General features: G+C 41.4%; 12 protein-coding genes. 9 read left to right on the forward strand and 3 right to left on the reverse strand.

What is annotated here, in order from left to right; genetic code table 11:
• Positions 1-51 precede the first annotated feature (51 nt).
• The 3 genes from GPS65_RS05335 to GPS65_RS05345 all read left to right on the forward strand — a co-directional run bounded on the left by GPS65_RS05335 (position 52) and on the right by GPS65_RS05345 (position 2,444).
• Entirely contained in the window at positions 52-792 is a 741-nt protein-coding gene (locus GPS65_RS05335) for an ATP-binding cassette domain-containing protein (RefSeq protein ID WP_144482185.1), read from the forward strand.
• Positions 792-1,967, forward strand: a complete 1,176-nt coding sequence (locus GPS65_RS05340) for an ABC transporter permease (RefSeq protein WP_144482186.1) — start codon at positions 792-794, stop codon at positions 1,965-1,967. The genes GPS65_RS05335 and GPS65_RS05340 overlap by 1 nt, the downstream gene beginning before the upstream one ends.
• A 138-nt stretch (positions 1,968-2,105) precedes the next feature.
• Positions 2,106-2,444 (forward strand): hypothetical protein, encoded by a 339-nt coding sequence (locus GPS65_RS05345; RefSeq protein WP_144470080.1) that lies wholly within the window; start codon positions 2,106-2,108, stop codon positions 2,442-2,444.
• A 45-nt stretch (positions 2,445-2,489) separates the two neighbouring features.
• On the opposite strand, the gene GPS65_RS05350 is transcribed toward GPS65_RS05345, so the two are convergent.
• Complete coding sequence (locus tag GPS65_RS05350) at positions 2,490-3,548, reverse strand: DUF4352 domain-containing protein (protein ID WP_012008829.1); 1,059 nt, start codon at positions 3,546-3,548, stop codon at positions 2,490-2,492.
• Between the two features lie 538 nt (positions 3,549-4,086).
• On the opposite strand from GPS65_RS05350, the gene GPS65_RS05355 reads away from it, so the two are divergent.
• Together GPS65_RS05355 and GPS65_RS05360 are read left to right on the forward strand one after the other, a co-directional pair.
• The gene (locus GPS65_RS05355) at positions 4,087-4,515 is read left to right on the forward strand and encodes a cell wall hydrolase (protein ID WP_003217242.1); all 429 of its coding nucleotides are present in this window, start codon (positions 4,087-4,089) and stop codon (positions 4,513-4,515) included.
• Between the two features lie 119 nt (positions 4,516-4,634).
• Positions 4,635-5,414 (forward strand): glucose 1-dehydrogenase, encoded by a 780-nt coding sequence (locus GPS65_RS05360; RefSeq protein WP_144481903.1) that lies wholly within the window; start codon positions 4,635-4,637, stop codon positions 5,412-5,414.
• A 20-nt stretch (positions 5,415-5,434) separates the two neighbouring features.
• Here the strand turns inward: GPS65_RS05360 and GPS65_RS05365 are convergent, their stop codons facing one another.
• A complete protein-coding gene (locus tag GPS65_RS05365; protein ID WP_012008831.1) occupies positions 5,435-6,475 on the reverse strand; it encodes an acyltransferase family protein in 1,041 nt (346 codons plus the stop codon).
• A gap of 209 nt (positions 6,476-6,684) precedes the next feature.
• On the reverse strand, positions 6,685-7,677 hold the full coding sequence (locus GPS65_RS05370) for an LLM class flavin-dependent oxidoreductase (protein ID WP_161985358.1): 993 nt from the start codon (positions 7,675-7,677) through the stop codon (positions 6,685-6,687).
• Positions 7,678-8,089: 412 nt separating this feature from the next.
• Here GPS65_RS05370 and GPS65_RS05375 point away from each other — a divergent pair, with 412 nt between their 5' ends.
• From GPS65_RS05375 to GPS65_RS05390, 4 genes are all read left to right on the forward strand, one after another.
• Positions 8,090-8,692, forward strand: coding sequence for a TerD family protein (locus GPS65_RS05375; RefSeq protein WP_008342134.1), 603 nt, complete (start codon positions 8,090-8,092; stop codon positions 8,690-8,692).
• A 20-nt stretch (positions 8,693-8,712) separates the two neighbouring features.
• Positions 8,713-9,294 carry a TerD family protein gene (locus GPS65_RS05380; RefSeq protein WP_008342133.1) on the forward strand — a complete coding sequence of 194 codons (582 nt, stop codon included), beginning with the start codon at positions 8,713-8,715 and terminating at the stop codon, positions 9,292-9,294.
• 41 nt (positions 9,295-9,335) lie between these two features.
• Positions 9,336-9,914, forward strand: coding sequence for a TerD family protein (locus tag GPS65_RS05385; protein ID WP_007498343.1), 579 nt, complete (start codon positions 9,336-9,338; stop codon positions 9,912-9,914).
• A 141-nt stretch (positions 9,915-10,055) separates the two neighbouring features.
• Positions 10,056-10,835: a TerC family protein gene (locus tag GPS65_RS05390; protein ID WP_012008834.1), complete on the forward strand. Its 780-nt coding sequence runs from the start codon at positions 10,056-10,058 to the stop codon at positions 10,833-10,835.
• The last annotated feature ends 6 nt before the right edge of the window (positions 10,836-10,841 follow it).

Consider the following 10,841-nt stretch of genomic DNA (forward strand, 5'->3'; position numbering starts at 1 on the left):
AAGCGTCATTTTTTCTATCATAGACTTAGAAAGTTGAAAGGGGCGAATCACATGATTACTCTCAGCGATTGCAGTTGCTGGTTTAAAGATAAGAAAAAGGTCGTAAAAGCGATGAAGCATATGACATTCTCCGTGAAGGAAGGGGAAGTCGTTGGCATCCTAGGAGAAAATGGAGCAGGGAAAACCACCTTATTACGCGCCGTTGCCACATTATTAGAACCTACGCACGGATCAATCACTGTCGCAGGCTTTGATACAGTGAAAGAGTCAACAGAAGTGAAAAAGCGAATTGGTGTCTTGTTTGGCGGTGAGACGGGGCTTTACGATCGGTTGACGGCACGAGAAAACCTTGAATACTTTGGCAAATTGTATGGCTTAGATCAGCATGAAATCAAAGCAAGAATAGAGGATTTGGCAAAGCGTTTTGGGATGAGACAATACATGGATCGCAAGGTGAAAGGATTCTCAAGAGGAATGAAACAAAAAGTGGCGATTGCCAGAACCTTGATTCATGATCCTGACATTATTTTATTTGATGAGCCGACAACAGGCTTGGATATCACATCAAGTAATATTTTCAGAGACTTTATTCATCAACTCAAACAGCAAAATAAAACCATCCTTTTTTCAAGCCACATCATGGAAGAAGTCAGCCAGCTTTGTGACAGTGTGATGATGATTCATCAAGGAGAGCTTGTATATAAAGGGACACTTCCAGAATTATATACACAGGAACAAAGTGATGACTTGAACTATATCTTTATGTCGAAGCTCGCTAGGGGGATTTCATAATGTGGAAAACCGTATTTAAAAAAGAAATGACAGATGCGCTGAGGGATCGAAAAACGTTGCTCTTAACCGTGCTGATTCCTCTTTTGACGATGCTTGGACTGGTGTTCTTTTATGAAAGCATGATTGCAGATCCAGGGGATAAAGCCTATACAGTTGCCATCAATGAACAGCTTCCAGCCGAAATGAACCAAATGATCAAAGAGGTCAAAAACCTAAACCTTGAAACATTTGATGATCCGCAGCAAGCCGTCAAGGATGGGGAGGCAAATGCTTACCTAGAAATGCCGAAAGAAGCAGGTGATATGCTTCAGCATCAAAAGCCATTCGCCATTAAAATTCATGGTTATACGACAGATGATAATTCGGTGATCACGGTTCAAATGCTGCAATCATTGCTGGAACAATATCAAAACCAAGTAGTCGAGAAGCGTTTAGCAGCGGATCAAATCGATACGTCCGTTATTCATCCGTTTGAAGTGCAGTCCGTTGATGTAGAAGAAGGTGATGAAGGGGAAAACGGAGTGACCGCTATGCTGTTGTCGATTCTCCTTCCAATGATTTTGGTGACCTCCGTCATCTCAGGTGCTTTGCCAGCTGCGCTTGATATTGTAGCGGGTGAAAAAGACCGAAAATCCATTGAAGCGTTGTTCCTGACGCCTGCAAGCAGACTCCAAATTCTCATCGGAAAATGGCTGGCTGTCTCCATGTTCGGGATTTTAAGTGGAATTGTAGCGATCGGCATGCTGCTTTTATCCACACTGCTCTTTACAGAAAAGCTAAAACAAGCACTGAACTTTGGTGATCAAATGTGGAGCATTATCGCCGTCATGTTTGCGGCGCTCATCATCTTCTCCTTCATGGTATCGATGATTGAACTGCTACTCAGTGTCGTTTCAAGCTCAGTAAAAGAAGCACAATCGTACATGTCCATGATCATTACATTAGGTGTGATCCCAATGTTCTTTACCATGAGAGCAGGTGCTACGCAGCTAGATACGTATTACTTTGCGGTCCCATTCCTTAATATTCACGCGCTTTGTAAGCAATTGATGTTTGGCATCATCGATCCGATGGCCGTCACTCTAACACTCGGCTCCTCAGCTCTCGCAGTCGTCATCTTGTTTGTCATCGTGAGAAGCTTGTTTATGAAAGAAAAGTGGATGCTTGCAAAATAAAGAAAGTAAAAACTTGTAGATTTTATCTGCAAGTTTTTTTATATCCAGAGATTTATTTAAAAGAGATTCACAATCGGGTGAAAGGAATGTCATAATGTTACATTATTATCCTAATTTATTTAAAGAGGTGATTCGTTTATGTTTGATCAAACAGAAGACGATGATGTGCTAGAGCTATGTAATATTTATGCTCAACAAACACACCATTTTGAAGCGTTTATTTTGGGAAACAGGAAAGGATTATTGGAATTAAGAAAAGCGATAGATGAGGCATTAGAAACGGGTAGTTCCGTTGCACATTTATATCCATCTGATTTTGAAGGATATGAAACGTATGTTGCTTTAGTAGACGATGAGCAAAAGTTTGAGAAATTAATGGATCCTTATGTAGAGGAATATGCACAAGAGGAGGATGCGGTTGATCCGGTTGAGGTGATAAAAGAGTATGGAGCTGTAAAAGGAAATCCTTCATCATAGACCCGTAAACGATAAGAAAAAACCCCCGGCATCGGGGGTTTTTCATTAGTTCTTAATGAACTTTTCAACTAATGAGCTTGTTTTGTAATCGTTCAAATCAAGTTTCCATTGGTCGATGTCATTTTTCTTCATGTTGACTTCTACTGTTTCTTCAGAAGATGAAGGTCCTAATTTTTTGAACTCTTCTGGGTAGATCGAGAGTAAGTATTTTTGAGCTTCATCGTAAGAAGCTGAACGGTTTTTGCTGTAGAACTCAGTCGCTTTCTCTTTTAGACGATCGACAAGCGGGCTTGCATCAATTGGTGTAAGAGTTACAGTCACAACAGCTTTATCACCACTGATGGCTTTTGTTTTTGTTGAGACTTTTGATTTTTCAGCTAATGTTTCTTTTACAGCTTTTAAAAGCTTATCAAGGTTTTCGTCCTTTGCTGAGCTAGAAGAAATACCTGATGATGTGATGTAGCCTTGTTTGAATGATTTATCAAATTGGTTTACAACAGTTGATTTGTTATCACCTGTTAGTTTTTCGAACTCGTCGTTATTCTTACCAAAAATCATGACATCAATATAAGAAGAAAGGGCTTTTGCAGATGCTTGAAGTGTATCTGCTTTTTTCATTAAGTCTTTACCTTTAATATCGAATTCTAGTGTTTTGTCATCTTTTTTAGAACCACTACCTGGCTCATTGTACACAAGCTGATAGTCTTTTTCTTTATCAACAACAAAGAAAAGACCGCCTTTTGATACTTTTCCTGCATTTAGAGAGCTAGAAGATAATACTTCGTTGTAATCATCTGGTGAGATCGTAGACACTTGTGAGTCATCTTGGTAAAGCGTGAAGTTGCTTTTATCAACATTTAGAGGCTCTTTGCTGATATTTTTTACAGATACGTTCACTTTTAGTACATACTGATCATCCTGTACAGATGTATCGTATTGAGGTGGTAATGTGTACTCAGCACTTTCTACCTTTACCTCTGCTGAATCAAGGGATTTTGTATCTTTTTCCTTTGCAGCTGACTTTTCTTTTCCACCACTACAAGCAGCAGCGACAACAGTGACACACAAGATTAGAAGAAACAGGGATAATTTCTTTTTAAACATGACGTGTTTTCCTCCTCGGGTTTTATGGTGAATTTCATTGGAAAGCTTTAGTTCATATCATTCTTTTTGCACAAAAAGAAAAATACTGTATGTTTTTTACTGTAGAATGAAGCGAAAGTACTGTCAATACTTCAGTGCGTTTCTAAGTTTGCACAGCTTCAAATAGTAAAAATGACACTAAGTTGAGAGGAGAAACTTGTAAATTACGATTTGATATCTCCTGTAAAAACTCAACATTTTATATTTTAAGGTTTTGAGTCGGATTGTTGAATAGGTTCAAATGACTGTTTTTGATGATGGTGTAGCAATTAGAAGGATTTTTATGACTTGTAAATGAGTCTATAGTAATGAATATTTTTTCCTGTTATGCGCATGATTACTTGGTTTGTGTGTTGTTGCCAGAGAGACACATGTCCAGCAAAATATTGAGGTATTTAGACAGGCTCCCGACACGGAAAGTGTCTTTTCCCTTCAAAATGGCAGTCATCTACACAGAAACCCTACATAAAATAAAAGAGAAACGAATGGAGGTGGATGTATGGCAGTGGTAAGAGCGACAAGCTCTGATATTGATCTCATGGCCAGACTGCTGAGAGCAGAGGCAGAAGGTGAAGGGAAGCAAGGGATGCTGCTCGTAGGAAATGTGGGCATCAACCGGTTGCGTGCCAACTGCTCTGACTTTAAAGGGCTGCGTACGATTCCACAAATGATTTATCAAGAGCATGCATTTGAAGCAGTCACGCACGGTTATTTTTATCAACGAGCACGAGAAACGGAAAAAACACTTGCGCGGAGGAATATTAACGGAGAACGATTTTGGCCAGCAAAATTCAGCCTTTGGTATTTTAAACCGCCTGGTAATTGTCCACCGACATGGTACAATCAGCCGTTTGTGGCAAGGTATAAGTCGCATTGCTTTTATCAGCCAACTGCTGAAACATGTGAAAATGTCTATAACACTTTTTAGCTTGATGAACAGCACAATCCTCGTAGTCAACGATTGCCGAGGGTTGTGTTTTTCTTTTTTTCAAAATGGGTAACCATTGTGTATCAACTAGATGAAGCACGTGATAGGAGGAAATAATGATGTATCAAGATTTAAAAGGAAAAACAGCCATTGTCACAGGTTCTTCAAAAGGAATCGGACAAGCCATCGCATTACGATTTGGACAAGAGCAGATGAATGTGGTTGTGAACTATAAAGGTGATGAAGAGGGTGCTGAAGAAACGGTACAAGCCATTCAGCAGAATGGAGGTAGGGCGGTGAAAGTACATGCGGATGTCTCCAAAGTGGATGGAATTCAAGCCATCATGGATACAGCCCTGGAGCATTTCGGTACAGTCGATGTGTTCGTCAATAATTCAGGATTTAATGGTGAAGAAGCGATGCCGCATGAGATGACGCTCGAGCAATGGCAAAAAGTTATTGATGTGAATATCACAGGCGCCTTTTTAGGGGCAAAGGCTGCAATCGCCTATATGATGGAGCATGACATCAAAGGGTCTATTTTAAATATATCCAGTGTCCATCAGGAAATACCGCGCCCGTTCAATGTTCACTATTCCACTTCCAAAGGCGGAATGAACATGATGACAAAAACGCTGGCTCTTGATTATGCGGAAGCAGGTATTCGGATCAATGCGATTGCACCAGGTACAATGGCGACCGAATCGAATGATGATTTGCAGGATGAACAGAAAAAACAAAAGCAGCTTGAAAAGATTCCGATGAGAGCATTTGGTGAACCGAAGGAGATTGGGTCCGCTGCTGCATTTCTCGTATCTAAGGAAGCTTCGTATATCACAGGCACCACTTTATTTGTGGATGGAGGAATGACGCTTTACCCTTCTCAAATCAATGATTAATCCAAAAAACATCCGCCCAATCAGCCGGCGGATGTTTTTTGTTCGTAGCGGTGTGCGGCTTTGGCTGGTTTGCCGAGCAGCATCGGGTACCTGCTTAGGAAGGAGATACATGGCACCATGAGCAGCAATGTCCCAATCGTGTAAAAGAGAGTCCAAGAGAGCTGCGCTGTATCTGCAATATCGATACCAAGTCCATAATAAACAAATGCTTTCATGATATCGATGCCGGCAAACTGCAAGACAAGAATGACAATGGAATTTCGACCGAGATACGTCAAAATAGGGGACGTTTTGAATTTGAAACTTAAATAAATCACAGCAGCTGAACCGAGCAGTGCACATACATAGAAAAGAAAAAGATCACCATAGTCATTCACACGCATATCAATCCGCGAATTAAAGCTTTGCATGTAAGCCGTCAGTACAAGCAGACCTGTACAAAGAAGAAGGGTTGGGTCTGTTTTTAATTCCACAAACCATTGCTTTGCCAAAAATCCGATTGAATAAAACACAACAGCCGTCAAGGCGACATTGGCATTCCACGGCAGACTTTGGTTTAAAAGCAAGGTAGAGGCAAATCCAGCGCCTCCGCAAAGGACGGTTAGTAAAATCAAAACGGCAGGTTTCCCTTTTGTCAGACGGTGCATAAAGAAAAAGATCAATTCCACTAAAAAGAGCGTTGTTAAAAACCAGATGGCTGGGTTATGTGTGAGTCTAGCTTCATCTGCATTGGATATAAAAATACCTGTAAACGGAACGAAGGGGTCAATATCCGTTTGTCCCTTAAAGGCAAAAAAACGAGTAACGGTGAACCAGAAAACATACGTAATGATAGAGAAATAGAGATAGGGCAAGAGTAAGCTTTTGGCTTTCTTCTGAATAAATGACAGAGCAGGGCGTGAGGATGATCGAAACATCATGCCGGATAGTAAAAAGAAAAGAGGCATATGAAAAGAGTAAATGAATTGCTTGAACGAATCTGGAATGGGCACATGCGCCATGACCACGAGCAGAATACCGATTCCTTTAGCCGCATCGACCCAGTCGAGTCTCTTATTCATGGCCTGTCATCTCCTTCCTTCTAGCGTCGTAAACGGTTCTTTTATATGTACCTCTACTATATAAAAGGTACACCCTTTATGCGTTTACAGTTCGCTAACGATTACAAGACACATTTGCGATCAGATGACAGGCGGAAGGATTTTGACATCTCTATGTTACATTTCCCATTTTTTATGACAATGTAAAAAAGAAGCCAAGGGGATTGGCTTCAAAATAGTTCTGCGATTCGTTTGAAGGAACGCTGTTTTTCTATCGGATCAAATGAATTGTTGAGAATCATGATGTCATCCGTTTGATAGCGGTCCATCAAGCGAAGTAATTGCTCTTTTACCGTTGCCTTTGAGCCGACGATCATCCGCTGGCGGTTTTGTAACACTTTTTTCTTTTCCTGCGAGGTGTAGTGATAGGTACTAGCCTCTTCTATAGAGGGGACGCGGCTGTCCAGTCCTTTTTCAACACGCAGCAGCCATAAATCTGTACTACTGGCGATCCGTTCGGCCTCTTCATCAGTTTCACCACAAATGACAAACACGGCAAACATAGCGTGCGGCTGAGTGGAAAAGACAGATGGAGAAAAGTGAGATCGATACGTCTCGAATGCTTGTTTACCGCGTGCAGGGTGGATAAAGTGACCAAAAATATAGTTGATTCCAAGCTCTGCTGCTTGCATGGCGCTATTTTCTCCTAAACCAAGCAGCCAAACCGGCGGATGAGCATCAACAAGCGGAGAAGCTTTGACTCCTGCATGCGGGTGTCCAGAAGGCAGGCTGTCTGATAAGTAAAAGAGAAGATCCTTCAGCTGGCGGTCAAACTGAGATAGGTCTTTATGCACGCCGTCTGTCAAAGCCAGTCTCGTCCTTTCAATTCCGCCCGGAGATTTACCGACACCGATTTCAATTCGTCCTGGATACAGAGCTTCAAGCTGCCGCGTGACCTCTGCTACTTTAAAGGGGCTGTACTGCGGAAGTAAAATGCCGCCAGACCCGGTACGTAAGGTCGATGTATGAGCGGCAATATGTGCCATTAATATTTCAGGTGCTGTACTAGCGAGCCCTCTTGTGCTGTGGTGTTCAGCAAACCAATAACGCTCATACCCAAGGGTTTCTGCAAGCTGAGCCAGCTGCGTTGTGTGAATCAATGGCTCTTGTGCTGTCTGACCTTTAGGAATGGCGACTTGATCTAATATATGAAGTGATGGCATCATCAACATCCTTTCGATAATACGTTGGATACAAGTATAAAGAAATCAACGGATGGAAGGAAACGAAAGGGTTTATTCTTTGAGCTTATGCTTTATCTTTTCTATTTCAACATATGAAACCACATTAATACGTTATTTATCAGTAAGAGCTATGGACAAGAATTTTCGACAATGTTTCACATGAAACACTTCATTTACGACATGAATCATTTTCAACATGGATCTTTCGTTAAAAAAATATCATCTGTTTGAAACCTATCTTGAACGTAGATCGTATATACTAGTAAATAGAAAAAAGAGTAAGAGGCTCCAAGGTCATTTCATGAATTTTGTCGAATTTTCATGTATGATGATTTTAATAGGGTCCATCGCTTAATAAATAGATTTTTATTATGCTGGAGGAGTGATTGATTTGGCGATTACATTAGAAAAGGGTCAACGTATTGATTTAACAAAAGGCAAAGCAGGGCTAACGAATATTCTTGTTGGACTTGGCTGGGATCCTGTATCACAAGGCGGCGGATTTTTAGGAAAGCTGTTTGGTGGCGGAGGCGGCGCTGATATTGATTGTGACGCTTCAGTGCTCATGCTGAAAAATGATAAGTTTGTTGAAAATAAAGATTTGATTTACTTTGGTAACTTGAAAAGCAAGTGCGGCAGTGTTGAGCATACAGGTGACAACCTGACAGGTGAAGGAGACGGAGATGATGAACAAGTCCTCGTCAACTTAAGCAAGGTGCCAGGCAATGTGAATAAATTGGTGTTTGTAGTGAACATCTATGATGCACTTAGAAGAAATCAACATTTTGGTATGATTCAAAATGCGTACATTCGCATTGTCGATCGTTCAAACAATCAAGAACTAGTGAAATATAATTTAAAAGATGAATATGCAGGGAAAACATCATTAATCGTTGGAGAGCTTTATCGCCACGAAAATGAATGGAAGTTTGTTGCTGTAGGAAATGGTACAAACGATGCGAAGCTTGCCGATATTACGAGAAACTACATTTAATCAGAAGGGAGAGATTCCTAGTGGGAATTTCTTTAGCGAAAGGTCAAAAAATTGATTTAACAAAAACGAATCCAGGTTTAACAAAAGTAGTCGTAGGTCTTGGCTGGGATGTAAACAAGTATGATGGCGGACATGACTTTGATCTAGACGCAAGCGTATTCCTTTTAGATGCAGCAGGGAAAGCAAACTCTCCATCTGACTTTGTTTTCTACAATCAAACGACTGGCGGTGGCGGAAGTATCGTACATACAGGCGATAACCGTACAGGTGAAGGAGACGGAGATGACGAGCAGGTCAATGTTGATCTTTCAACTGTACCAGCGAGTATTGAGAAAATCTCCTTCGTCATTACAATCCATGACGCAGAAGCACGCAGCCAAAACTTTGGACAGGTTTCTAACGCTTACGTCCGTATTTTAAATGCAGCATCAAATGAAGAACTGATTCGCTACGATTTGGCAGAGGACTTCTCTATTGAGACAGCGATTATTGTAGGTGAATTATACCGTCACGGCGGAGAATGGAAATTCTCAGCTGTCGGATCGGGCTATCAAGGCGGACTTGCCCGCATTGCAACGGACTTCGGATTAGATATCGGGTAACAGCTCGTTTTATATTTTCAACGGACAGGAGAGATTCGAATATGGCGATTCAGCTATCAAAAGGACAACGTGTCGATTTAACAAAAACCAACCCAGGACTGACGAAAGTGATGATCGGTCTTGGGTGGGATACGAATAAATATTCAGGTGGAGCCGAATTTGATTTGGACGCTTCAGCATTCTTAGTGGATGCAAACAATCGTTGTCAGCAAGACACAGACTTTGTTTTCTATAATAACCTTCAGCATCCAAGCGGCAGTGTCACTCATACAGGTGATAACCGGACGGGTGAAGGAGATGGAGATGACGAGCAAATTCTCGTTGATTTCTCAAAAATTCCTGCTAACATTGATCGTATCGGAATTACAGTAACGATTCATGATGCAGAGGCGCGCAGCCAGAATTTTGGACAAGTCTCAAATGCGTTTGTTCGTGTTGTAAATGAAGAGGGCGGGGAAGAATTGATTCGCTTTGATTTAGGGGAAGACTTCTCAATTGAAACAGCTGTTGTGGTATGTGAACTATACCGCCACGGAAGCGATTGGAAGTTTAACGCGATCGGAAGCGGATTCTCTGGCGGACTTGCAGCTCTTTGTCAAAATTATGGGTTAGAAGTATAAACGACGAGACATCAATCGATTCAAGAGGCGCTGCCAATGACTCATATGAGGGCCTTTTCCAAAGTGAGAAAGAAACAGCGATCAAGAATAACAGCAGGCGAAAGCCTGCTGATGCTTCTACACTTATAGGAGGAAAACCAGTTGGACATTTTGAAACATATGTTGGACACCTATGCTTCGTTTTTTGATTGGCATATGTGGGCAGAGGTATTAACAAACCCTGTCTCTTGGGGGCTCATTGGGACCCTTGTTGTGCTTGAAGGATTGTTATCAGCAGATAACGCACTTGTATTAGCCGTCATGGTGAAACACTTACCAGAAAAGCAGCGTAAAAAGGCATTAACCTACGGATTAATTGGCGCTTATTTCTTCCGTTTTCTATTCATTGGCGTAGGGATGCTGCTGATTAAATTCTGGTGGATTAAGGTTCTCGGAGCTGCATATTTAGCATGGCTTGTCATTAAGCACTTCTGGTTAGGTGACGGCGATGATGAAGCGAAGGAATTGAAAAAAGAAGGCTGGATGATTCGCGTATTTGGCGTGTTCTGGGCAACCGTTATTTCTGTGGAAATTATGGACCTTGCCTTCTCGGTGGACAGTATTCTTGCGGCATTCGCTGTATCTGAGGAAGTATGGATTCTGCTTTTAGGCGGAATGCTTGGTATTCTCATGATGCGTACAGTGGCACAGTTATTCCTTGTCCTCATTGACCGTATTCCTGAGCTTGAGAATACCGCGTTTATTCTCATTGGGATTATTGCCATCAAAATGGGCTTAAGTGCTGCCCATATTGAAATTCCGCATCTTGCATTCTTTGCGATTATTATTCTAGCGTTTATCGGGACGTTTATTGTTCATAAAATCAATAAGAAGAAACATCAAGATGTGACAAACGAAGCTGCGGCTTCAAAAGAAGAATAGGTGATC

The organism is Bacillus pumilus (assembly GCF_009937765.1).
Lineage (GTDB): Bacteria > Bacillota > Bacilli > Bacillales > Bacillaceae > Bacillus > Bacillus pumilus_O.

Coding starts and splice junctions, on each gene's coding strand:
- GPS65_RS05335 (WP_144482185.1), top strand. CDS start 52: ATGATTACTCTCAGCGATTGCAGTTGCTGGTTTAAAGATAAGAAAAAG.
- GPS65_RS05340 (WP_144482186.1), top strand. CDS start 792: ATGTGGAAAACCGTATTTAAAAAAGAAATGACAGATGCGCTGAGGGAT.
- GPS65_RS05345 (WP_144470080.1), top strand. CDS start 2,106: ATGTTTGATCAAACAGAAGACGATGATGTGCTAGAGCTATGTAATATT.
- GPS65_RS05350 (WP_012008829.1), bottom strand. CDS start 3,548: ATGTTTAAAAAGAAATTATCCCTGTTTCTTCTAATCTTGTGTGTCACT.
- GPS65_RS05355 (WP_003217242.1), top strand. CDS start 4,087: ATGGCAGTGGTAAGAGCGACAAGCTCTGATATTGATCTCATGGCCAGA.
- GPS65_RS05360 (WP_144481903.1), top strand. CDS start 4,635: ATGTATCAAGATTTAAAAGGAAAAACAGCCATTGTCACAGGTTCTTCA.
- GPS65_RS05365 (WP_012008831.1), bottom strand. CDS start 6,475: ATGAATAAGAGACTCGACTGGGTCGATGCGGCTAAAGGAATCGGTATT.
- GPS65_RS05370 (WP_161985358.1), bottom strand. CDS start 7,677: ATGCCATCACTTCATATATTAGATCAAGTCGCCATTCCTAAAGGTCAG.
- GPS65_RS05385 (WP_007498343.1), top strand. CDS start 9,336: ATGGCGATTCAGCTATCAAAAGGACAACGTGTCGATTTAACAAAAACC.